21 protein-coding genes are annotated in these 22,876 nt (G+C 46.3%); 15 read left to right on the top strand and 6 right to left on the bottom strand.

Annotated features, from left to right (window positions below; genetic code table 11):
- The first annotated feature begins 12 nt into the window (after positions 1 to 12).
- The 3 genes from BN162_RS02780 to BN162_RS02770 all read left to right on the top strand — a co-directional run bounded on the left by BN162_RS02780 (position 13) and on the right by BN162_RS02770 (position 4,450).
- Entirely contained in the window at positions 13 to 894 is an 882-nt protein-coding gene (locus BN162_RS02780) for a nucleotidyl transferase AbiEii/AbiGii toxin family protein (RefSeq protein ID WP_208854735.1), read from the top strand.
- Between the two features lie 155 nt (positions 895 to 1,049).
- On the top strand, positions 1,050 to 2,288 hold the full coding sequence (locus BN162_RS02775; RefSeq protein ID WP_020223538.1) for an amidohydrolase family protein: 1,239 nt from the start codon (positions 1,050 to 1,052) through the stop codon (positions 2,286 to 2,288).
- Between the two features lie 56 nt (positions 2,289 to 2,344).
- Complete coding sequence (locus tag BN162_RS02770; RefSeq protein WP_020223537.1) at positions 2,345 to 4,450, top strand: LamG-like jellyroll fold domain-containing protein; 2,106 nt, start codon at positions 2,345 to 2,347, stop codon at positions 4,448 to 4,450.
- A gap of 204 nt (positions 4,451 to 4,654) precedes the next feature.
- Here the strand turns inward: BN162_RS02770 and BN162_RS02765 are convergent, their stop codons facing one another.
- On the bottom strand, positions 4,655 to 6,256 hold the full coding sequence (locus tag BN162_RS02765; RefSeq protein ID WP_020223536.1) for a hypothetical protein: 1,602 nt from the start codon (positions 6,254 to 6,256) through the stop codon (positions 4,655 to 4,657).
- A 326-nt stretch (positions 6,257 to 6,582) separates the two neighbouring features.
- Entirely contained in the window at positions 6,583 to 7,140 is a 558-nt protein-coding gene (locus BN162_RS02760) for a DUF5662 family protein (RefSeq protein WP_020223535.1), read from the bottom strand.
- Between the two features lie 141 nt (positions 7,141 to 7,281).
- On the opposite strand from BN162_RS02760, the gene nusB reads away from it, so the two are divergent.
- From nusB to deoB, 12 genes are all read left to right on the top strand, one after another.
- Entirely contained in the window at positions 7,282 to 7,659 is a 378-nt protein-coding gene (gene nusB / locus BN162_RS02755; protein ID WP_040451131.1) for a transcription antitermination factor NusB, read from the top strand.
- On the top strand, positions 7,656 to 8,987 hold the full coding sequence (xseA, locus tag BN162_RS02750; RefSeq protein WP_020223533.1) for an exodeoxyribonuclease VII large subunit: 1,332 nt from the start codon (positions 7,656 to 7,658) through the stop codon (positions 8,985 to 8,987). The genes nusB and xseA overlap by 4 nt, the downstream gene beginning before the upstream one ends.
- Positions 8,984 to 9,205 (top strand): exodeoxyribonuclease VII small subunit, encoded by a 222-nt coding sequence (xseB, locus tag BN162_RS02745; RefSeq protein ID WP_020223532.1) that lies wholly within the window; start codon positions 8,984 to 8,986, stop codon positions 9,203 to 9,205. Before xseA ends, xseB begins: the two co-directional genes overlap by 4 nt.
- Positions 9,202 to 10,044, top strand: a complete 843-nt coding sequence (locus BN162_RS02740) for a polyprenyl synthetase family protein (RefSeq protein WP_020223531.1) — start codon at positions 9,202 to 9,204, stop codon at positions 10,042 to 10,044. Before xseB ends, BN162_RS02740 begins: the two co-directional genes overlap by 4 nt.
- 24 nt (positions 10,045 to 10,068) lie before the next feature.
- Positions 10,069 to 11,934, top strand: a complete 1,866-nt coding sequence (gene dxs, locus BN162_RS02735; RefSeq protein WP_020223530.1) for a 1-deoxy-D-xylulose-5-phosphate synthase — start codon at positions 10,069 to 10,071, stop codon at positions 11,932 to 11,934.
- A 24-nt stretch (positions 11,935 to 11,958) separates the two neighbouring features.
- The gene (gene recN, locus BN162_RS02730; protein ID WP_020223529.1) at positions 11,959 to 13,629 is read left to right on the top strand and encodes a DNA repair protein RecN; all 1,671 of its coding nucleotides are present in this window, start codon (positions 11,959 to 11,961) and stop codon (positions 13,627 to 13,629) included.
- Between the two features lie 172 nt (positions 13,630 to 13,801).
- Positions 13,802 to 14,806: a SpoIVB peptidase gene (gene spoIVB / locus BN162_RS02725; RefSeq protein ID WP_020223528.1), complete on the top strand. Its 1,005-nt coding sequence runs from the start codon at positions 13,802 to 13,804 to the stop codon at positions 14,804 to 14,806.
- A gap of 163 nt (positions 14,807 to 14,969) precedes the next feature.
- Positions 14,970 to 15,815 (top strand): sporulation transcription factor Spo0A, encoded by an 846-nt coding sequence (gene spo0A / locus BN162_RS02720; RefSeq protein ID WP_020223527.1) that lies wholly within the window; start codon positions 14,970 to 14,972, stop codon positions 15,813 to 15,815.
- A 190-nt stretch (positions 15,816 to 16,005) separates the two neighbouring features.
- The gene (gene dinB, locus BN162_RS02715) at positions 16,006 to 17,202 is read left to right on the top strand and encodes a DNA polymerase IV (protein WP_020223526.1); all 1,197 of its coding nucleotides are present in this window, start codon (positions 16,006 to 16,008) and stop codon (positions 17,200 to 17,202) included.
- A gap of 45 nt (positions 17,203 to 17,247) precedes the next feature.
- Entirely contained in the window at positions 17,248 to 17,868 is a 621-nt protein-coding gene (locus BN162_RS02710) for a stage II sporulation protein M (protein WP_020223525.1), read from the top strand.
- A 34-nt stretch (positions 17,869 to 17,902) separates the two neighbouring features.
- Positions 17,903 to 18,820, top strand: a complete 918-nt coding sequence (locus BN162_RS02705; RefSeq protein WP_020223524.1) for a tyrosine-type recombinase/integrase — start codon at positions 17,903 to 17,905, stop codon at positions 18,818 to 18,820.
- Entirely contained in the window at positions 18,810 to 19,991 is a 1,182-nt protein-coding gene (deoB, locus tag BN162_RS02700; RefSeq protein WP_020223523.1) for a phosphopentomutase, read from the top strand. Before BN162_RS02705 ends, deoB begins: the two co-directional genes overlap by 11 nt.
- Before the next feature lie 292 nt (positions 19,992 to 20,283).
- On the opposite strand, the gene BN162_RS02695 is transcribed toward deoB, so the two are convergent.
- From BN162_RS02695 to BN162_RS02680, 4 genes are all read right to left on the bottom strand, one after another.
- On the bottom strand, positions 20,284 to 20,748 hold the full coding sequence (locus tag BN162_RS02695; protein ID WP_020223522.1) for a hypothetical protein: 465 nt from the start codon (positions 20,746 to 20,748) through the stop codon (positions 20,284 to 20,286).
- Between the two features lie 114 nt (positions 20,749 to 20,862).
- On the bottom strand, positions 20,863 to 21,111 hold the full coding sequence (locus BN162_RS02690) for a hypothetical protein (protein ID WP_020223521.1): 249 nt from the start codon (positions 21,109 to 21,111) through the stop codon (positions 20,863 to 20,865).
- 117 nt (positions 21,112 to 21,228) lie between these two features.
- Positions 21,229 to 21,978 carry a sugar isomerase domain-containing protein gene (locus BN162_RS02685; RefSeq protein ID WP_020223520.1) on the bottom strand — a complete coding sequence of 250 codons (750 nt, stop codon included), beginning with the start codon at positions 21,976 to 21,978 and terminating at the stop codon, positions 21,229 to 21,231.
- An 89-nt stretch (positions 21,979 to 22,067) separates the two neighbouring features.
- Positions 22,068 to 22,739 carry a zinc metallopeptidase gene (locus BN162_RS02680; RefSeq protein ID WP_020223519.1) on the bottom strand — a complete coding sequence of 224 codons (672 nt, stop codon included), beginning with the start codon at positions 22,737 to 22,739 and terminating at the stop codon, positions 22,068 to 22,070.
- Between the last annotated feature and the right edge of the window lie 137 nt (positions 22,740 to 22,876).

The following is a 22,876-nucleotide window of genomic DNA, read 5'->3' as shown; positions in this document are numbered from 1 at the left end:
ATTTTAAAGTATTTGTTTAAAGATTTTAAATATAAAGACTCTATTATTTTCAAAGGCGGTACAAGTCTATCGAAAGTATATAAGTTGATAGAAAGGTTTTCAGAAGATATAGATTTGGCTTTGGATTGGAAGGTTATGGGCTATGGTAGTCTAGAGCCTTATGAAGATAGAAGTAATACCAAGCAATTAAAATTCAATGACAAGTTAAATGATGACACGAAAGTTTTTCTTCGTGGCGTATTTTTGCCGACACTTCAAAAAGATTTTAAAGAAATTTTAAAAGACAGAAATTATCGTTTTTATATTGATGAAACTGATGAACAGACAATTTGCTTTGATTATCCTAAAAACCATCAGAATAGCTCTGTATTACAAGTAATTAGGCTAGAAATTGGGAGTTTAGCTGAGCCTATTCCTGCAAGCAAAAGGAGAATACAAACATATATTGAAGAAGTGTATTCTAATGTATTTAACGAAAACATTGAAGTCGTAGCCGTTGACTCTTTAAGAACATTTTACGAAAAAATCACAATACTTCATCGAGAAACGAACAGAGTCAATGGGAATTATCCGACAAGATATTCTAGACATTTCTATGATGTATATAAAATGTTATTGACCGATATTAAAGAAAAAAGTTTTGAGAACTTAAATCTGTTAAAATCGGTGATTGATTTTAAAAAGAAATTTTATGCAAGTAATTGGGCAAAGTATGATGATATTATGTCTGGAAATCTAAAGCTGATTCCTGCTGCTGATGGATTAGAAATCTTTTCTAAAGATTACGATAGCATGAAGAATATGTTATTTGGTGAAAAAATATCCTTTGATAAAATCGTAAGTGTAATAAAAGAATATGAAGTTGAGTTAAATAGAGTAATAAGAAGTAGCTAAGTTTCACATATGAAAGTGAAATAACGAGACTGTTATATAGAGAATCAGATAGATCAAGATGAGTTGAAGCTGACTCATCTTTTACTTTAATCCAAAGCCAAGAATCAGGAGAATATGGTATACTTTGGTTAAGGAAATAGATGAGGAAGATGACAATGAAATTAAAAAATGTCTGGCAGCTTGACTCACAATCGCATCTGATTCAGCAAGATCTCTTTTTGCATTCCGATCAAATTGTCGATTTTGATGATGGCGGTGATGAACTGGATTGCCATGATTTACTGGTGCTTCCTGGAATGGTGAACGCCCATTTTCATGGTACAAGTACAGTCACCCACGGTTTGTTTATGGATATGCCAGTGGCTCAATGGCTTAATGATTCACCCCAGGGCCAGATTCAGCAACGTTTTATCAGAGCATTGGGTCAATGTACTGAGGAAGAACGCGTCCCGCTGTCTTTGTATGAATACAGTTCCATGCTGAAACAGGGGATAACCACCGTTTTTGACTGCCGCTTATTCCAACAGGATTATAAAGCGAAGAAAAAGGCAGGGGAGTTGAGCGGGATACGTTTAACTTTGGAAGCTGACAATCCTTCTCAGTTAGACGATCAGCCCTTATTGAGAACCGCTTTGCCTTTGCCGGAAGAAAGCGGATGGTCCGTGGAAGCCTGCGCCCAGGCGCAAGCATGGAAACGAAATTATCCTGCAGCTTTATTTAAGGCGCATTGTATGGAAACCGAACTGGCCGTAAAAACAATTCAATCGAAGGACTATGCGCACACCATCGAAGCTTATGTCCAGGCGGGATTATTGGACGAACATAGCGTTTTAATTCATAATTGCAAAGCCTCGGAAGAAGCGATTCAGCTGGCGGCACAGAACCACGTTCGAATGATCAACTGTCCCATCTCCAATCTAAAATCGCAGAATGGCGTCAGTCCGTTAAAAATCATGCTCGATAACGATATTGAAATCGGACTTGGCACCGATTGGGGAAGACTGCAGATGATGGATGTCATGAAATTGGAATATTTACTTCTGCGTGATCAACATGTCCCAAATCCTGCACAAACTGTTTGGAAAATGGCAACCGAATGGGGTGCTCGCTGCAGTGGCTGGCCGCAGACGGGAATTTTGAAACCCGGGATGCAGGCCGATCTGATCTTCCTGCGGCTTCATGAACCTGACTTTCAGCCTTTAATCAGTACGTCCGATTTCAGCGATGTCCTGCAGAACTTGATCTTTGACGGACGATCAGAATGGATTGAACACGTCATGGTTGCGGGGAACTGGAAAGTCAAAAACAGACAGTTATGCGGTCTTGATGAAACTCAACTCATTGCCAAACAGCGTCAGTTAATGAAGAAACTGGTTGCCGAAACCCTTAAGTAAGCATGGTGTTCATGCTTATTTTCTTGTATACTAAGAAGAAAGAATAGAAGAAAGGAATGATTTCTCTGTCAGTACTCAATAAGATGATTCTTTCACTGCTGAGCCTTTGCCTGCTCGGCGGCTGTCAAAAAAATACAAAAACCACCCACATTACCGACACCAGTCAGGCCGTGGATACGGCCGAAGTCGAATATTACAATTCCACCAAAGCCCCGGAATGGACATGGCGGGAAGGAATTAAGATGGATGCTTATCTTTTGACGAATGATGCGGAACATACGATGGAAAGCACGATCTTAAATGGCAGTGATACGGCAACAATCAGTTTCTGGATCAAACCAGCAACCAATGTCCCGGATTTGCCTTTGATTTCCGTCGTCAATGATCAGGCGGAGATCATGAAGCTGACCAATCTGACCGCGCGGGAAGAGGGTACACTGCAGGGGATGGCTTTGCAGATGAAGGCGGAAGGACAGGAACAATGGCTGATTTCCAACAGTGAATTTACCCTGAACACCCATCGCTACAACCAAGTCGTGCTAGTCTTCCAAGCAACTCAGGTATCCGTTTATCTTAACGGACAGCCAGCGATGAACGGTCAGATCGGAGCCTCAATCAATCAAATCGAAAAATCGTGGCTGGTTGTCGGCAAGGATGCGATTGCTTACGGCGATTGTATGGAAGGACAGTTTCAGGACTTCCAAATCCGTAAAAAAGCGTTGAGTGCAGCGGAGGTTGAAGATGAATTCGACCGCTTTTACCCCGAAGTTCTGCTCAGTGAAATCACCATCCCCAATGCGGAAGATCTGCAGGAAAATTTAACGCTGTATCCGGAAGTGGACAGTCAGTATGAAGCGCAATGGACGAGCAGCAATCCCACGTTTTTAAAGGTGGAGAACAATGCCGGAGTGATCACAAAACCCACGGTTGAACAAGGGGATCAGGAAGTGACGCTGACCTTGACAACGAAAGTCAAGAATCGTTCATTCCAACGCGATTATCTGATCACAATCCGCGCTGAAACACCGGCGACCAAGCTGCTGCGTGATGTCAAAGCGCTGCCGATTACATTAGGAACACTATTGAACGCTGGAAGCTCACTGCCCACGATCGCAGAAAATGGCAGCCAGATTGAATGGAAGGTCATCAGCGGTAATCTGCGTTTAGAAAAGAACGTTCTGATCAAGACCCATCCGGAAGAGGAACGCGTCCCTGTACAGCTGGAAGCGACGCTGATGCAGGGAGAACTCAAGGATACTTTGACGATGGACGCGGTTGTCCTCGATGCTTATGCCGGCTACATCCTGTCCTACTTTAATGGCGATCTCGGCAAGGAAACCGGAAAGTTTGCCTACAGTCAGGACGGTCTGCATTGGACTGACCTCAATCAGGGAAAATCCATTTTAACCAGCAATTTGGGAACCGGACGTGTGCGGGATCCGTTTATCGGCCGTGACAAAGAAGGAAAGTTTGTTATTCTAGCGACAGAAGGCTATGACAATCCATCCATTTATGTCTGGAAAAGCGAAGATTTGGTGAATTTCAGCGATCATGGACTGCATCGCGTGGCCTGGTTTGACAAAGGCTTATACAGTACCGGAAGCCGGGCCTGGGCTCCAGAAATGACGTATGATCCTGAAACAGGGGATTATGTGATCTATTATTCCGATGCGCAGGATCCCAAGAGCGGTTCGATGTTTGCGGTAACGACTCAGGATTTCGCGACATTTACTTATCCGATGGCGCTGTTTAATCCGGGCTACAAAGTGATTGACGGCACGATTCTGCGCATGCATGGCCAATATTGGATGCTTTATAAAGATGAACGCGAAGCCGCACAGACAATTTTCTATACGAGCACTCAGGATTTAAGTCAGGGCTTTACACGCCGCTATGACGACCTGTTTATCTACAATCGCAAATATATTGAAGGTCCGTTTACGCTGCCGTCCCTGCATGAGCCGGGAGTGTACTATCTCTACGTTGACAATTACCCGAATCAATGCTTCTATATTGCCCGCTTCTCTCAGCTTGGCGAAACCGCAGACTTTCAGTGGCTTGCGGAAGGGGAATACACCTTGCCGAATGAAGATGTCCGGCATGGTTCCGCGATCCCGGTTACCCAGAAAGAACTCGATCGCATCCTGCAGGCATACAACTGATCTTGAGTGATTCAGGATCTGTCTTTTGAAATCAAACCGACATTCAAACGTTTCTTGCTTCTGTTTCAGATTATCTGATGACGAAAGCACAGAGACGTTTTTTCAATATCATGATGAGATTGCAGAGAATCGCTGTTTTGTGCTGAACTTTGCTCACTGAGCGATGTTTTCTGAGTCTGATTCAACTTCGCTATCATTGGATCGTTATCGGCACTTAATGAGTTGGTTATCAGACCAAATCCGCATAATCGTACTATGACCATGACCGGTCATTCGTCCTGCTTCACGTGCTGAAATCTCAGGATTATCGAGCTTGAGCTGGCAGATCTGCCGAATCTCAGAGTCTTTTATTCTTTTCCGGGAAGCAGAAATTTTTAAATGCTTATTTGCTTTCTCAGTTTGATCGTCATAGAGACCCTTTTGCTGTAAAATCCGATATACCGCATGCCGCTCCATCCCCACCCTTTCAGCGATATCCTGCGTAGAGAATTGGGGATGACTGCGTTTAAGCTGACATATTTTTTCATCCCGCAGTTTTGTTCGATCAGCGTAGAATGCCTGCTGACGCTTTACACCCAGCTTTCGCTCTTTGGCGGCATCGTAAATGCCGGCGCTGACTTGAACCTCTTTGACCAGATCCCGGCCAACCCCGAAATGCTTTGCGATATTTCGCACTGATTTGTCTGGATTATCGAGACTGTAGGCAAGGATACTTAATTTCTCTGATTTCCAGGCAGTTCTTGTTATCTGCAGCCAATCAAGCTCCGTCAGATCGCTGTTCAGAAGTGCAGGCAGGGGAGAGCGGAGAAGATTATTCTTTATGAATTCTGTTTCACTCTTTCGGCAGTTGATCTCAATGTATCGGAAAGGCGGAATTCCATGATCACAAGCCAGCTGCTTCTTATGGAGGTCGGCCGTTCTGTTTTTTTTCAGCGCATTCTTAAAATAACCTGTTCCTTCTTCGTAATGCTGCTTCCCATGGGCTTCAATGATCGCATTCAGCTCAGGTAAATAAAAGTCATAGGAATACGTCTGAGCCCAAGGCAGATCTTTTCTTGAAGCTTCCTGAATATATGGGACTTTAAGACTGTCCAAAACACATTTAATCAGCCGATGAGGAAAGGAACGGCCAACCGACCAACAACAGGCACAGCCGATCGAATGCGTGCGGCTTAAAGTTGAGATCGCGATCGCTTTTTCCCTTATTTTCCCGCAATAGGGACAGCGAAAACGAAGCTTCTGATTCTGACCGTGCGTGTACTGTCTGGCCTGCGCAATCCCACCAGGAAAGAACGGGATCATCCAGGGATCGGTTTCGACAATGGAAGGCCTTCCGGACAATGGGGAATATCGGCATCGGCGGCATGCACAGTTCTTTGGCGGCAATACCCGCTCTTCCGCCATCCATGTTTTTGCCCCGCACAAAAAACAAAGAATTTCTACTTCCCGCTGCGTCGCCTGCGGGTTGGATTTCAGAACGCCGCGCCGCTGACCAACAATCTGATAATGGCGCCGCTCATCTTGAAACTGCTGCCCGATAACGGTGACGAAATCAAAAGAACGGGTTTGAAGAATCCGGCCCAGGATGCAATTTTTGACAGAACTGGCAGGTACCGAGTGAATAATTCGATTCTCAAATTCAATCTCCAGGATAGCTTCCCCATGTTTTCCTTTGTTCGCTTGGAGAATCGTCATTTCACCGCGAAGATGATCATAGATAAACGGAATCTGAAAACCTGCGGCCTGATTCCAGGCAATATAATTACGCTTGTCCCGAGGTAATTGGGTTAAATCGACATGTCGCATACAGGACCTCATCCTAGCTGTTCGGCCAAAATCCATTGAAAAGGGAGTGGATTTCATGCTTTCAGCAGAACAGAGCTTTTCCACTTGTCATTTTAAAGCGTAGATTGAGAACCGACAAGTTTTCTTTTCAGCGCTAGAATTATCTTTTTTCTCTTCAAAATGGAATTTTTGACAGCCAGCTTTATGTAAGGATTGACAGCTGAAAGATGGAAGAAAAAAGAAATCGGGTGTTAGAGAGCGTAAATAAAAAAGCAGCCGCGGTGAACTGCTCAATTTGACGGCACGAAGATTTATCGGAATCTCTCAAGCTTTGTAAGAACTTTTATTTAGTTAGATTTCGTTCTACGCCAGTCTTGTTTTATCTTTTTAAAAGCCGCATCAATCCCATCATCCCTTACCCATTCTAAATATGTTTGGAGCAAAGCGGCAGTCTCTGGATGCATGAACTGGCGATCACTGCCACGCTGGAAATACTCGATTGCGGAAGCATCCGTATATTTTTCTTTCTGATATGTCTGACAGGCCGCGATCCGATCGCAGACCATCTCCGCGACATAGCGCTTCGGCATTTCGACGCAGAATAGCCCGGCGCATTGCTTGTTTCGGTCAATCCAATACTCCCAATGATGCTTGTTATGTCCTTTGTGATGCAGCCAGCCCTCAGAATAACCCTTGGCTTCTTTTTCAGCGTCAATGGGTGAGCGGTATCCTTGAAAATAACGGACGCCTGACCAGAATTCGATCGGACTGTATTTGGACAGATCATGGAGCAGCCCCTGTTTGATTAATCCCATTTTAAAACACAGCCGCGTGACCCGCAGCTTATGCAGCGTAATCGTCTTGAAATGTCCCCATAACCGAGCGGGGAATGAGGCAGAACGCATATCGATCCTTCTTTCTGTTCTGTTTTCCATTCTATACGAATGTTAAAAAAAAGGCAAATCAAAAGTCCGTAAAAAGGCATGAGAAAGAGTTTCGCCAAACCGTTTTTCATGCTAAAATAATACAATGAGCGGAGGGTTAACATGAACCGACATAGTTGTAGAGAAAAAGCGATGATCTGTTTGTATCAGCATCGTCTGTTGAACAAACCGATAGATGAAATCATTGAAGAAGTGATGGAAATGAAACCAGAAGAGCTGGACGATTTCGGCCATATTTTGATTCTGGATACTTTGGACAATGAAAAACGATATATTCAATACATTAACGAGACTTTAAAGGACTGGAATTTTGAGCGCTTAGGTGTGCTCGAACAGGCAATCCTGCTTTTAGCGTGCAGTGAATTGGATCATCAGACAGCTTCGGCAGCGATTATTATTGATGAAGCCGTGCGGTTAGCAAAAGATTACTGCGATGATGAAGCGTATCGACTGATTAACGGCGTATTGGACAGAATATGAGAAACCGGCAGCTGAGCGTCAGCGCCCTTGTCCGCTACCTGAAAGGAAAACTGGATCAGGATCCTTTGATCCAAAGGGTGATCGTTGCCGGTGAAATATCCAATTTTACGGCTCATCGCAGCGGACATTGGTACTTTACATTAAAAGATGAGAAGTCCCGAATCAGCTGCGTAATGTTTGCTTCCAACGCCGTTCGCTGCCAATTCAAGCCGAAAGAGGGCGACTCTGTCCTAGTCCAGGCCAACACCTCGATCTTTGAATCCAGCGGACAGCTTCAGCTTTATGTTACGGCAATGAAGCCGACCGGCTTAGGCGATCTGTATTTAAAATTTGAAGAACTCAAACGCCGGCTGCATAACGAAGGATTGTTTGATCCCGCCAGAAAAAAGCCGATTCCCGTCTATCCGATGCGAATCGTTGTCATTACCGGTAAAAACACGGCCGCCCGGCAGGACGTGATCACGACGCTGGCACGGCGCTGGCCGGTTGCTCAGGTGAGCGAAATTCCGGTACTGGTTCAGGGTGAAGGGGCAGCGGCTCAGATCTGCGCGGCGCTGAGACAGGCGGATGCACTGAACTTTGATGTTATGATATTAGCCCGTGGGGGCGGATCCATCGAAGATCTATGGTCATTCAATGAGGAGTGCGTAGCCCGAACACTGGCGAATCTAAAGACGCCGGTGATCTGCGGTGTAGGGCATGAAGTCGACGTTACGATTGCCGATCTGGTTGCCGATCGGCGGGCGCCTACGCCAACCGGGGCTGCCGAAATGGCAACGCCGCAGCTGGCGGAAGTCCAGGGATATTGTCTGCGGCAACGTCAGCAGCTGATTTATTTGATTCATCAAAAACTACGGATGCAGCGGCAGCGTTATGAGCAGCAGACTGAAAGCCGGATTTTCCAAGATCCGATGACTTTGCTTCAGCCGGTTCAAATGCGTTTGGATTACAATACTTCAAGACTGCAGAACACCAGTCAGCGCGTGCGCACCCAACGGGCGCGCTTAGATCAGGTCAGCGCGATTCTGCTGAACCAGACATCCAAGCATGTCTATCTGCAGCAGCAGCGTTTAGGACAGCTGCGGCTGAATCTCAATCACCATCAGAAACAACAGCTGATGCTTCGCCAGCAGCAGCTGAAAGAAAAGATCCGGCTGATGGATGCCTATTCTCCATTGAAAATTTTGGGGCGAGGCTACGGCCTGATCGCGCAGAACGGACATTTGGTTCGTTCCGTACAGGAAGTAAAAATTCAGGAAGAAATGCAGATTCGTCTGCATGACGGCCAGATCACGGCTGTCGTTAAGGAAAAGGAGGAACAGGCATGAGCGAGAAACCCACATTTGAACAATCCATGGATCGGCTTGATCAAATCGTATCGCTGCTCGAGAAAAATGAAATTGCTTTGGAAGAAGCGATCGGACTGTTTGAGGAAGGCTTGAATTTAGTTCAGGATCTAGATACACAGCTTCAGGGCTATGAAAATAAAGTCCAGGAGCTGATGCTTCGCCACCAGACAAAGGAAGGTCAGGGTGAAAACGAATGATGAATGAATTTGAAGAATTCCTGCAGCGTCAGTGCCGGCTGCTGAAACACTCTGAAGTCAGCGAAGCGATGGAGTATTCGCTGATGGGAAAGGGGAAGCGGCTGCGCCCACAGCTGTTGTTTGCGGTTATGGAAGGTTATGGCTTAGTTGCAAAGGATGGTTTCATGGCTGCCGGAGCTTTGGAAATGATGCATACCTATTCTCTGATCCATGACGATCTGCCGGCAATGGACAACGATGATTACCGCCGCGGCCGCAAGACCTGCCATAAGCAGTTTAATGAAGCCACGGCTATCCTGGCGGGCGATGGTTTACTGACGCAGGCTTTTGCACTCGCCGCAGAAAGCAGCGCGGATCCTATGAAAACCTTGAAAATCGTAAAGGAATTAGCTTCTGCCGGCGGTGCCGAAGGGATGATCCTCGGCCAGATTAAAGATTTGGAAGCAGAAAACAGTGCGGCGGTGACGCTGGAACAGCTGAAGGAAGTTCATCTTTATAAAACCGGCTGTCTGTTTACGGCGCCTTTGGTCATGGGAGCTATTTTAGCCGGACAGGACGCTGCGATTTCGCAATGGCGGCGTATCGGCGCTTTAATGGGCCTGGCCTTTCAGATTCAGGACGATATTCTGGATGTTACCAAAAGCAGCAAGGAGCTGGGCAAATCAGCCAGCGACTTGGACAATAAAAAATCGACTTATGTCACAATATTGGGATTAGGCCAGGCGCAGGATGCGATGACTGAAGTCTATCGGCAGACGCGTGATGCGATTCGTCAGATGGACATGAACACGCAGCAGCTGATCGCGATTCTGGACGCAATGGAATTCCGGCAGTATTAAGTGAAGATAAGGAGGTTAGCGGAAATGGATTTAACCGATATACAGGATCCTTCCTTTCTGAAAGATCTGGATCAGCGGCAGCTGAAAGCCCTGGCGCAGCAGATTCGGGAGTTTCTGATTGATCATGTCAGCAAGACCGGCGGACATCTGTCCAGCAATTTAGGTGTTGTTGAGCTGACCATCGCACTGCATAAGGTGTTTGATTCGCCGCAGGATAAAATCTTTTTTGACGTGGGACATCAATGTTATACCCACAAAATATTAACCGGCCGGGCGAACCGGTTCGATTCGCTGCGGCAGTATGAAGGTCTGTCCGGCTTTGAAAAGCGGACGGAAAGCGAACATGACGTCTGGGAAGCCGGCCATTCTTCAACTTCGCTGTCGGCAGCCTTGGGGATGGCCGTTGCGCGGGATCTCAACCATGAACAATATCACATTGTTCCGGTGATCGGCGATGGTGCTCTGGGCGGCGGGATGGCGTTGGAGGCATTGAATCAAATTGGCAGCGAACAGCGCAATATCATCATTATTTTTAATGATAACAACATGTCGATTTCGGAAAATGTCGGCGTTTTAACCCAAAATTTTGCCAAATTGCGGGCCTCCAAGCCTTATAACACATTCAAAAATGATCTCAAGACAGCGCTGAACCGCAACAATGTCGGTCAGGCTGTTCTGTCGGGTCTGCAGAATATGAAAGACGCTGTGAAAAAAGGGGTCATTGATACAGGTGTTTTCGGTGAATTCGGTCTGGAATATTTAGGACCGGTCGATGGTCATGACATCAAGAGTTTGATTCAGATTTTAAACGTTGCCAAATCGCATCAGGGGCCTGTCGTCGTCCATGTTCTGACGAAAAAAGGAAAGGGCTATTCCTATTGTGAGGAGGACAAGGAAGGTGTATGGCACGGCGTCGGACCGTTTAATCCCGCGACCGGAAAGCCTTTGTCATCCACCCCGGCCGGCTATCTTTCCTGGTCTTCAGTGATCAGCGAAACATTGATTCGGCTGGCTAAAGAAAACAAGGATATCGTTGCGGTCACCCCGGCGATGATTACCGGCAGCAAGCTGGAGAAGTTCTTTGCGGTCTATCCGGAACGTTCTTTTGACTGCGGCATTGCCGAAGAACACGCCGCGACCTTCTGTGCAGGCCTGGCGATCAGCGGCAAGCGGCCGTTTATCTCCTTGTATTCATCTTTTCTGCAGCGTTGTTACGATCAGATTAATCATGATATCTGCCGGATGGATTTGCCGGTTGTGATCGGCATTGACCGTGCTGGCTTAGTAGGGGAGGATGGCGACACCCATCACGGCGTCTTCGACATCGCGATCCTGCGGTCACTGCCGAATCTGATTCTGGCGCAGCCGAAGGATGCTGCAGAAGCTCAGCAGCTGATGGCTGCCGCATTTGCCCAATCCCATCCGATGGCCTTACGCTATCCTCGTGGCACAGCGCTGTATAACGAATTGCCCCAAGCCGAACCGATTCCGATCGGCAGCTGGAGCATCGTGAACGAGGAACCGGATCACTGCTGCACCGTTGTGACTTATGGGTCGGATGTCGATAAGGTCGTTTCCAAGGTCTTAACCAATTCACTGCCTGTCAAAGTCGTCAATGCCCGCTTCTTCAAGCCTTTGGATGAAGCGATGCTGATGCAGCTGGCTGAAGAGGGAAAACCAGTGATCGTCTATGAAACAGACATGCTGGCCGGCGGTCTTTCCAGCGCGATTCTGGAATGGGCGGCAGATCATCAGGCTGACCTGACAATCCGTCGGGTCGGGATTGGCGACACGTATGTTCCGCAGGGATCCTTAAATAAAATCCGGCGGCTGGAAGGCATTGATATCCTGAGCTTGTTTGATGTGATAAAAGAATATTGCGGGTCATAAATCATTCCGGAAGGAGGAAGGCTGATGCTTAAACATCTGTATGTCAAAAACTTCATTCTTATTGATGAGGCCGATTTGGATTTTGATGCGGGCTTCAGTGTGTTTACAGGCGAAACCGGCGCGGGCAAATCGATTTTGATCGATGCAATCAGCTTGCTTTGCGGCCAGCGGGCCCAAGCAGGATTTGTCAAAAAAGGGGAAGCAAAGGCTTTGATCGAAGGCGTCTTTGATTTTACCCAGAATCCCCGGGTGCTGACGATGCTTCAGGAAACAGGTTTTGACGGCGATGAAGACGTAGTCATCAGCCGGGAAATCAGTGCCGAAGGCAAAAGTCAGATGCGGTTAAATCATCGGGTGACAACAGCAAATTTAATCCGTGACTTGTTATCGCATGAAATTGACATTCATTCGCAGCACGATACGCAATACTTGTTAAACCGCAGCTCTTTTCTGAACCTTTTGGATCAATATCTGGATGAGGATGAACTGATCGCTGCAGTGAAAGAACAATTTAAAACCTATCACCAGCTAAAGGATCAGCTGGAGGAAGCCCGCAGTCCTAAAGCCGAACAAGATTTGGAATTTCTTCGCTTTCAGCTTAATGAAATCGAACAGGCTCAGTTAAAACCTGGGGAAGACGAGGAACTGGAAGCGATTGAGCACCGCATTGCCGCCCGGGAAAAAATTTATCAGCGGGTGGCGGAAAGTCTCGAAATCCTCGATGGGGAACAAAGTGCTGTACCACAGCTCTATGAGGCAGCACGGCTGACCGGTGGTTTTCCGGAAGAAAAGGAGCTGGCCGAAATCAGCGAGGCGCTTAACGAGCATTACTATGGACTGCAGGATTTAAAAGAGCGGCTGCAAAGCTACTTTGAATCCCTGGAGTTCAGTGAGGAACAGATCAATGAAGTCCAAAGCCGGCTGTTTGAAATCAACCGGTTAAAACGAAAATACGGCCGCAGTTTGGATGAAATTCTGGAAAAGGAAGCGAACTTCCGGCAGCAGCTGGATCAGCAGGAGCATCGCCAGGAATATCTGCAGCAGCTGCAGCTGCAGGTTCAGTCAGCCTATCAACAGTTTGAAGCAACCGCCTTGAAGCTGCGTCAGGTGCGGCAGCAGAAAGCTCTGTCATTGCAGAAGGAAGTCGAAATTCATTTGCATGACCTGATGCTTCCGCATGCCCGCTTTGTCCTGCATCTGAAAGAGGCCAAGCCTTCAATTCATGGTCTGGATGAAGCAGACTTTATGATTTCCATGAATCCAGGCGAACCGGTGCGTTCGCTGACCCAGGTTGCCAGCGGTGGGGAACTAAGCCGGTTAATGCTCGGGTTGAAAACGATCTTTACGCGTTTAGAAGGCATTCAGACTGTCATCTTTGATGAAATTGATACCGGCGTCAGCGGCCAGGTGGCTACGGCGATCGGTTTGAAGATGAGTCTGCTGGCCCATGATGCCCAGGTTTTTTCCGTAACGCATCTGGCGCAGGTTGCAGCGTGCTCAGATCAACACTATCATGTGACTAAACGCCAAGGACAGGATTTTACAGAGACACAAATTCAGCGGCTGAGTGAGGATGAGCGCATTGATCAGCTGGCGCTGATTTCTCAGGGCGAATTGTCGCTTACCGCTCGTCAGGCCGCCCAGGAATTATTCCAGCGCAATCAAATGAAAGTGAATGAGGCACGGTCAAACTGACCGTGCTTTTTCACAAACACAGGGGAAGATACGTCAGTTTCTGAGTGAATTTCATCATTTCAAAATCAACTAAACAACCGGATCAGAGCCTGCTTTTCAGGCTTTGGTAAGATTTTCAGGCTATAACGAAATCCGCGGAATGCCATACTATCAGTACTGCGGAGGTGAGGCCATGAGAAGGTTTTTGGGTTTAACGGCCTTCCTATTGACGTTAACGCTGTTGCCGATACAAGCTCAGGAGAAAACGGTGATTCTGGGCGGCGATACAATTGCGATCACAGTCAATTACGAAGGCGTTTATGTCAGTGGAATGTATGATTTTGAAGTCAATGGGGAAACGTTGTCCGCAGCGAAGGAAGGGACGATACAGGTAGGGGACCGGATTATTGAATCCAATGGCAGACAGGTTTCTTCTCTGGAAGAGTTATTTGCCAATTTGAAAACGCTGCAGAAAGAGAGAAATCAAGTTCCTGTCACTGTAATCCGTAACGGGCAGCGTGAGGCTGCTTCTTTGTTTGTCTGTTATTTGGCATCAGAGAAAGTATTTAAGACCGGATTGTACGTCAAAGATAAGATTAAAGGCGTCGGAACCATGACTTACTATGATCCGGCAACGCAAACCTTTGCGGCATTGGGACATGAAATCGCTGAAGAAGGTCAAAGCCGTCCTGCGGACGTCACCATGGGACAGATCTTCGAAGCTACCGTCGTTTCGGTTCGCCGTTCCAGTTCTGGCAATCCGGGTGAAAAAATCTGCCAGTCGGATAGTTTAATTCCGATTGGGACGGTCAGCAAGAATACGATTTATGGTCTGTATGGGAAAGTCCAAACCTATCCTTCCACTTCTATCAGCGTGCCTGTAGCCTCGCGCGAGGAAGCCACGGTAGGGCTGGCAGAAATTTATACCGTGGTGCAGGGCACAATCCCGCAACGATATTCCATTCAAATCACAGAAGTGCGAAAACAAAACGGACAAGCCGTAAAAGGAATACGCTTTCAGGTTACGGATCCGGCTTTATTGAATCAAACCGGCGGTATTATTCAAGGAATGAGCGGCTCTCCAATTCTTCAAAACGGAAAACTGATCGGAGCGGTAACGCACATGGTTACCAGTCAGCCCGAAAGTGGTTACGGCATCTATATTGATTGGATGCTGCAGGAAGCTCAAAGCGAATAACAGACAGAAACTAAGGAAATGCCTGAAATTCAGGCATTTCTTTTCGCTTGAGTTCAAAAACAGGCAAAAAAGCAGAAACTTTTCCGTGGACTTCGACCCGTTTCGACTTCTTTTTCAATTGAAATTCCATAAAATGGAAACAACGAACAGAGGAGTGAACAGAATGAAACAGATCAGAATCCTGCTGTGTGAAAGCAGCAGCGAAATTAGACAACAAATGGAACAAGAACTGCGGAAGAAAAACGATTGGCTGCTTTTACCGAGCTGCAAAGATGGACAAGAATGCCTGGAGCGGATCCGCATGAGTCATCCGGACGTTTTAGTCCTGGACTGCATCATGCCGAAACTGGACGGCATGGAGGTACTCAGCACATTGAGCCGAGAAGGAATTCAAGTGCCGAAAATTATCTGTACTTCCAGCTTGATCAACGATTTTATGGCAGCAGAAATGCAGAAATATCAGGTGGATTATTTCTTAATGAAACCTGTCGAACCCAAGACTCTCAGCGATAAGATTGTTCAAATTTGCAGCTATCAGAAAAATAAGGTGTCAGCTCCAACAACAGCTCAGAATCCATCTGAGGAAGATCCTGATGATGAACGCATGATGCGTCTGCAGCTGGAGCGGGAGATTACCGAAATTCTCCATGAAATCGGCATTCCAGCACACATCAAAGGTTATATGTATTTACGGACGGCAATTTTGGAAACGTATCTGAATGTAGATTATCTCGGCCAGATTACTAAGGTTCTCTATCCGGAAATAGCCCGGCGCTATATGACGACCAGCTCACGGGTGGAACGGGCCATTCGCCACGCGATCGAAGTCGCCTGGAACCGCGGCAATATCGATGCCATTGATGAGATCTTTGCCTACACGATCAGCGCCTCAAAAGCAAAGCCGACCAATTCGGAATTCATTGCAATGATTGCCGATAAACTCCGTTTAGAGCATCGCATCAAAAACAATTCCAATAGTTATACGAATAGTTATACGAAAATCGGTTAAGGGAAGCGGAGGAGAAATCTTCCGTTTTTTTCTTACGGAAGATGAAAGATGTTCAAGTTCATGCTATAATTAAGAACAGTTGAATTGTTGGATAGTTCGCTTTTGTTTGCCGCAAAGAGATTGTCTTTTTTGATCGCAGACGGATATTTATAGCAGGAATAGGATAGGAATAAGGAAAGGGGAGAGCGTGATGGGACGAGTGATCTATCATATTGATCTGAATGCTTTTTTTGCCAGCGCTGAAATTCTACTGGATCCTACTCTTCAGGGCAAGCCTGTCGTTGTCAGCGGCATGAGCAAGCGCAGCGTCGTCTCTACCGCCTCCTATGAAGCCCGACAGTTTGGCGTCCATTCAGCAATGCCGATCAAAGAAGCGCTGAAGCTCTGCCCACAATTAGTCGTCGTCAAAGGTCATCATGGCTATTACCAGCAGCTTTCCGAACAATTCATCAGTTATGTGAAGAAATATACCGATCAGGTTGAACAAGCCAGTATTGACGAATGTTATGCTGATATGAGCACTGCGATTCATCGCTTTTCCCGACCGCTGGATCTGGCCTGGCAGCTGCAGCAGGAGCTTTTCAGCGATCTGCATTTAAAATGCTCGATCGGTGTGGCCCCAAATAAATTTCTGGCTAAAATGGCCAGCGATATGAAAAAACCGATGGGCATCACTGTTTTAAGAAAGCAGGAAGTGCCGGTCAAGCTGTGGCCGCTGCCGATCGAGGAGATGCGCGGAATTGGAAAGAAAACGGCGCCGCAGATGAAAGCTTTGGGGATTAAAACAATTGGGGATCTGGCGAATGTCAAGGATCCGGAGATCTTACGTCCGCTGTTGGGTAAGAATACGGCAACCTACATCCAGCGGGCCAACGGCGAGGATGATCGTGAGATCATCAGCGATGCGGAAATCAAGTCTATGAGTCAGTCAACGACGCTCAACTACGACTTTTCTACGGAAGAAGAAGTACGGGCGCTGTTTCGCAGACTGGCAGATAAGCTCAGTGAGCGGATGATTGAAGAAGATAAGATGGGAACGATCATTTCCATTTCCATACGCTATTTCGATTTTAATACCAATGTCCGCTCGCGCAAGCTGGATCATCCAATTTACCGCAGTGAAGATCTGTTTGAGCTGGCAATGGAGCTGTTTGATGAAAACTATGAAGATCAGCCGATGCGGCATTTAGGCATTGGTGTCGGTTCCTTAAGCAGCATTCATGACCAGAAAATTCAAATGAATTTGTTTGATGCGCCGCTTGTCGATCCTGCCTGTGAAACCCTGGATCTGATCAGTCAGCTGAACCGCCAGCTCAGTCTGGGCGGCAAGCTGACAACTGCGGCTTCTCTGGTTAAAAACCAAACTGCGGACAAGCGCAGGAAATAAGTCTAATCTCTGCTGGCCGTCATACATTGATACCAGGAGGGAATCATGAAAACAATTAAACCCCAGTTAAAAAACTTCTCAGATAAGCATAAGAACTCCATCAATTTTCTGCTTATTTTATTGATTTTTGGTATGATCACCGGTGTTCTGCTTTCACGCTGGATCAGCAGCGCGGATGTGGAGCGGCTGTCTTCTTACTTATTAACGACCGTCATCACCAGTGTAGAACCGCAGTCTTTTTTTACGAGTCAGTTTGTTACGAATATTTTATTTATGCTGGCGGTCTTTTTCCTCGGCTTTTCCTTAGCGGGTATTCCATTAATCGGCTTTGTCGTTTTCACCAAAGGCGTGCAGATCGGCTTTTCGTGTGTTTTGTATGTCCTGACATATCAGCTGAAAGGGGTGTTGGGCATCCTGCTGACGCTGATTCCGCAGATTCTGTTCGATTTAATCGCCTTGTTTTTAGTCTCTGTGATCAGCACGGAGATTTCCTATGCTCTGATCCAACGCTGTCTGGGCTACAGCCGCAGTGATTTTTCGCTCATTCATCTGATTAACAGCCGGCTCAACGTTTTAATCGTTTCGTTACTGTTGATCTTCTTTTCCGCCTGGATTAAGTCAACCTTGGTCATCCGGCTGATGGAAATTTTCGCCATGATGGAATAACTCTGGTATAATAAAGCTGGAAAGCAGGGAGAATATGACGTTAGAAGAAGCCTTCCAGCAATATCTGATTTACATCACAATTCAGTTTCCGAAATCTGAAAAAACAATTTCGGGTTACCAGCATGAACTCAGCCGGTATCTTCAGTTTCTGAAGCAAAAAGAGTTAGTTCAAATCGATGAGATTGAATCCGGAATGCTGGAAGAGTATGTCCGGGTCTTGTCCCGCGAACATGCTTCAGCCTCAGTCAATCATGCGATCACCGCAATCCGCAGCTTTCATCAGTTTTTGGCATTTCGTTTTGATCAGCCGGATCCGGCTGAATATCTGGAACACCTGCAGAAAACCCAGGCGCTGCCGGTGTACTGCACGAAACAGGAGATTGAAAAGATGATGGCTCAGTTTGGCCAAAGCCCTGAGGATATTCGCTGGCATGCGATTGCGGAGCTGCTCTACGGCTGCGGGCTGCGTGTCAGTGAATGTGCGGAGCTGACGATGAATCAGATAGATCTAGAACTGGGCATGCTTCGGGTATGGGGGAAAGGCAATAAAGAACGCTTAGTTCCGATGCCGCGGCAGACGATGCGGATCGTGCGTGAATATGTCGACACAGTCCGGCCGCTGTATCAGAAAAAACCTACCTCCTGGCTGTTCATTACCCGACTGGGAAAGAAAACAACTACTGCTTCAATTGAAAGTATGATAAAATCAGTATGTATCCAGGCTGGTATTCAAAAGCCGATCACACCGCATAAACTACGCCATACGTATGCCACGCATATGTTGGAAGGCGGAGCCGATCTGCGCAGTGTTCAGGAGCTGTTAGGGCATTCCGATATCGCAACGACGCAGATTTACACGCATATCGACAGGCATCGGCTGCGGACGGCTTATGATGAAGGGCTTGGAAAATTAATGGATCAAGAAGAAGGAGAAAACAACCATGAAATATAAGCGAATTTTTACTATTGTTATGGATTCCGTCGGATGCGGTGAAATGCCGGATGCGGAACGTTACGGCGACCGGGGCGCGGATACGATCGGGCACATTGCGAAGACGGTAGGCGGATTAACGATGCCAGCTATGGAAAAACTCGGCTATGGCAATCTGCATCCTATCCTTGGCGTTGAGCCCCAGCGCGATCCGCAGGGGTATTACACAAAGATGCTGGAAGCTTCCGTCGGCAAGGATACAATGACGGGCCATTGGGAAATGATGGGGCTTTACATTGATAAACCTTTTCAGACCTTCACGGAAACCGGATTTCCGCAGGAGTTGATCGACGAACTGGAGAAACGCACCGGCTATAAGATTGTCGGAAACAAGTCTGCCAGCGGTACGGAAATTTTGGATGAGCTGGGCGAGCATCATATGAAAACCAAAGAGTTGATCGTCTACACATCTGCGGATTCAGTACTGCAGATTGCGGCTCATGAAGAAATATTTGGTTTGGAGGAGCTGTATCGCTGCTGTGAGATCGCCCGTGAACTCACCATGCGGGATGAATGGAAGGTTGGACGTGTAATTGCCCGTCCTTTTGTCGGTGAAGGTAAAGGTCATTTTACGCGCACCAGCAACCGTCATGATCTGGCTCTGAAACCCTTCGGCCGAACGGTCCTCAATGAATTAAAAGATCAAGGCTTCGATGTGATCAGTGTCGGCAAGATCAAAGATATCTTTGACGGCGAAGGGGTGAGTGAGGCCTACAAATCTACAAGCAGCCACCACGGTATGGAACAGACCCTTGAATTAACGCAGAAGGATTTTACCGGTCTGTGTTTTGTCAATCTTGTTGATTTTGACGCCAAGTGGGGGCATCGCCGCAATCCGCAGGGCTATGCACAGGAATTGGAAGATTATGATCAGCTGCTGCAAAACTTTTTAAGTCAGCTGCGCGAAGACGATTTAGTCATCATCACAGCCGATCATGGTAATGATCCTTGTCATACCGGAACGGATCATACCCGTGAAATGGTGCCGCTGATCCTTTATTCGCCATCTCATCAGGGCTCTGGTTTGCTGCCGCTGGCCAATACATTTGCGAATCTGGGAGCAACGGTCGCGGATAACTTTGAAGTTACGATGCCGGCTTATGGAACGTCTTATTTAAAATTCCTGAAATAGCATCCAGCCCGCTTGATATTTATCAACGAAACAAGGAAAGAAGGATGAACGAACAGACCTAGCTTATGATCTGTTATTTCATCCTTTTCTATAGAGCAGGATCAAGGCTAAGAAGCAACGCCATATTTTCGGTATATAAAAAGCGTTTCTCAAAATGATTCGGGCAGTTTTTCAATCATGAAACAGATAAAATAAGGATGAATGACATTCTCAGTGATAAAAGTGATATCGGCAGTTTTGCATTCTTCTTCATAACGAAACAAAAATATTGGATAAGATACATTATGCGAAGTTATGGATGAGAATTATATCCCTGAGCTTCGCTCGCAGTGAATCGGCTGATGACGGCAAGCATATAGATCAGAATCAGGCTTCCCATAAGCACGGTCAACCAAAATAAGAAATGATCGGCCTGCGGAAAGATTTCCAGCAAGGCTAATCCAATGAACTTTGAAAACAACACCTCAAAGCCCACCATCCGGCAACATACCATCAATGATGTTGTGGACATGGAACGCTGGACAACAATGATGCCCAGGCAAAAGTCCAAAAGAACAAAGCCTACTGAAAAAGCAAGAATATCAAGATCATGCCATTGAAACAGCCATTCGGGATGATGAAGCAGTAAATACGTCGGTCCAGGCATAACAAAAATCAACAGAAGTGATGAAATACAGGAGAAGCTTAAAGGGATATCAGATAAGATCCAGGCTTCCATTTTCCTTAATAAACAAACGAATAGGTCTTCCACTTTCATTGCAGCACTTCCCTTCTTCCGGCGTCTTGTTATTTATTGAACTTATTGAATTTAACTTAGGATACAACAAAAAGTCCAAGTTTGATTGGACTTTTTGTTAACCTTTCATAGATTTCAAGCTGATAAAACATGAAGACAAGCGATGAATTTCTGCCACAACCCTGCCCTCTTTGAAACTTCCACAACGACGGTATTAGGATTCGGATGTCTTTCTTTGACGGCTTCCTGGAGCTTGTGTAGCGGTAAATTTTCAATTCGCTCTTCCATTTTTTTAAATCTTCTGTATTGCTTGTAGTAGTTGCACGCATAGATTCCCGCGCCTGTCAAAGCAACAACACCCATAATCTTCAACGCTTTTTTCATAACATTTCCTCTCTTAACGACACTTTCATTTGATTTCTTAACTCTATTATATCATGGCAATGGAATTCCAACATTGTCTTTTTTTGGTCAGATTTCAAAATGTGTCGTAATCAGAACTTATAAATTACGCATTCGATAGAAGTATTTATCAATGATCGCAAAATTATGTTCACCCAAGGCTGGATTGTTTACACGCAGTGATCCATTATAATAAACATCCGGAATAAAGCCTTCTTTCACGCAAAGATCAACAGCTTCTGCTAGAATCGCATTGATCAGAAAAATGAACGGAATGGAAGAGGTAGATCCAACCTTCATTGGCAGACCTTCAATTGCCACGGCAGCATCGCCGATGGCCGAACAGTTGGAGATGACAACATCACCGAAATCCATCAGATGCTTGCCGCTGGAATGCCGCGGTTTTAAGGTTGCCGAGTATTCTGTATTCGTCAAAACAATGACAGGAAAACCCCGTTCCTGACAGATCTTTGCGAATTCCAACGTAACCGCGTTGTTGCCTGAGTTGGAAATGCAGATTACTACATCGTTGGGTTCGAAGCGGTAGTAATCAATGATCTTTTCTGCATACCCTTCCATCTTTTCCAGAAACCCTGACTTTGTAATCTGCGTATTCCCGGTCACCGCTTCTTCCAATACAGCCTGGACATTCCCTAAAGTTGCAGAACGATAAAAAACATCATCGGCGATCAGATGAGAATGACCACATCCGAAAACACGGATGATTCCTTCTTTCTTCGTACAGTCCGCCAAAATTCGTGCAGCGCTTTCGATAGCCTCCTGCTGCGTGCTCTCAATTTGACGCAAAGCCCTAATTTCTTCTTCCAGATACTGCTGCCAAACTTTCATAATTCGTGCCTCCTTTTGTTTATTATAACATGCCGGCTGAAAACAAAAAGCCTCCGGCAGTAAATCCGGAGACTGAGGAGCATTTCTATCTAGTCACGATTGCGGTTAAAGATCAGAAGCAGCCGCAGAATCTGCAGCACCGAGGAGATCAATGATGCGATATAGGTGAAAGCCGCGGCGCTCAGCATGGCTTTAATATCTTTGCGTTCTTCCTGAACGACAAAGCCTTCCTCAAACACCAATGCCATAGCACGCTTGGAGGCATCCAGTTCCACAGGCAAAGTTACCAGCTGAAAAATCGCAACACAGCTTAACATCACGATGCCTGTGTAGAAAAGCCCGGTGGAACTAAACAACAAGCCAAGGATTAAGACCACCCAGGAAAGCTGACTGGAAACCATCGCAAACGGCAGAATTGAATTGCGCAGCGTGATAAAGCCGTAATTTTCAGCATGCTGAATCGCATGACCACATTCATGAGCGGCAACGGCAACGGAGGCAATGCTGGAATTGGCATAGATATCCTGAGACAGGCGGACAACATTGGCTTTGGGATCATAGTGATCAGAAAGGGCTCCGCCCTGGGCCGGCTCAATCCGCACCTCCTGCAGTCCATGATCATCGAGAATTCGCCGGGCCACCTGAGCCCCGGTATATCCACGCAGCGTCATGACCTGCCGATAACGGGTATAAGCACCCTGAACTTTTATTTGTGAAAACATCACTAAAAAGATCGCTGCTAAATAGAGAATCCAATCCATAACCCTCACTCCTTTCTTTTCTAGTGTAACCCAAACTGAATCGTACATCCGAAACTCTTTGAGTCTTATTTGATTTTGACATTCTATCATAAACTGTACTGTTTGAACAGCTAATTGCGTAAACATTTCAATCGGAT

The sequence above is a fragment of the Holdemania massiliensis AP2 genome (genome assembly GCF_000327285.1).
Classification (GTDB): Bacteria; Bacillota_I; Bacilli_A; order Erysipelotrichales; family Erysipelotrichaceae; genus Holdemania; species Holdemania massiliensis.
The sequence above is the reverse complement of the archived record's forward strand: the minus strand, read 5'-3'. Positions and strand labels throughout refer to the sequence as shown.

Coding starts and splice junctions, on each gene's coding strand:
- BN162_RS02775 (WP_020223538.1), top strand. CDS start 1,050: ATGAAATTAAAAAATGTCTGGCAGCTTGACTCACAATCGCATCTGATT.
- BN162_RS02770 (WP_020223537.1), top strand. CDS start 2,345: ATGATTTCTCTGTCAGTACTCAATAAGATGATTCTTTCACTGCTGAGC.
- BN162_RS02765 (WP_020223536.1), bottom strand. CDS start 6,256: ATGCGACATGTCGATTTAACCCAATTACCTCGGGACAAGCGTAATTAT.
- BN162_RS02760 (WP_020223535.1), bottom strand. CDS start 7,140: ATGCGTTCTGCCTCATTCCCCGCTCGGTTATGGGGACATTTCAAGACG.
- nusB (WP_040451131.1), top strand. CDS start 7,282: ATGAACCGACATAGTTGTAGAGAAAAAGCGATGATCTGTTTGTATCAG.
- xseA (WP_020223533.1), top strand. CDS start 7,656: ATGAGAAACCGGCAGCTGAGCGTCAGCGCCCTTGTCCGCTACCTGAAA.
- xseB (WP_020223532.1), top strand. CDS start 8,984: ATGAGCGAGAAACCCACATTTGAACAATCCATGGATCGGCTTGATCAA.
- BN162_RS02740 (WP_020223531.1), top strand. CDS start 9,202: ATGATGAATGAATTTGAAGAATTCCTGCAGCGTCAGTGCCGGCTGCTG.
- dxs (WP_020223530.1), top strand. CDS start 10,069: ATGGATTTAACCGATATACAGGATCCTTCCTTTCTGAAAGATCTGGAT.
- recN (WP_020223529.1), top strand. CDS start 11,959: ATGCTTAAACATCTGTATGTCAAAAACTTCATTCTTATTGATGAGGCC.
- spoIVB (WP_020223528.1), top strand. CDS start 13,802: ATGAGAAGGTTTTTGGGTTTAACGGCCTTCCTATTGACGTTAACGCTG.
- spo0A (WP_020223527.1), top strand. CDS start 14,970: ATGAAACAGATCAGAATCCTGCTGTGTGAAAGCAGCAGCGAAATTAGA.
- dinB (WP_020223526.1), top strand. CDS start 16,006: ATGGGACGAGTGATCTATCATATTGATCTGAATGCTTTTTTTGCCAGC.
- BN162_RS02710 (WP_020223525.1), top strand. CDS start 17,248: ATGAAAACAATTAAACCCCAGTTAAAAAACTTCTCAGATAAGCATAAG.
- BN162_RS02705 (WP_020223524.1), top strand. CDS start 17,903: ATGACGTTAGAAGAAGCCTTCCAGCAATATCTGATTTACATCACAATT.
- deoB (WP_020223523.1), top strand. CDS start 18,810: ATGAAATATAAGCGAATTTTTACTATTGTTATGGATTCCGTCGGATGC.
- BN162_RS02695 (WP_020223522.1), bottom strand. CDS start 20,748: ATGAAAGTGGAAGACCTATTCGTTTGTTTATTAAGGAAAATGGAAGCC.
- BN162_RS02690 (WP_020223521.1), bottom strand. CDS start 21,111: ATGAAAAAAGCGTTGAAGATTATGGGTGTTGTTGCTTTGACAGGCGCG.
- BN162_RS02685 (WP_020223520.1), bottom strand. CDS start 21,978: ATGAAAGTTTGGCAGCAGTATCTGGAAGAAGAAATTAGGGCTTTGCGT.
- BN162_RS02680 (WP_020223519.1), bottom strand. CDS start 22,739: ATGGATTGGATTCTCTATTTAGCAGCGATCTTTTTAGTGATGTTTTCA.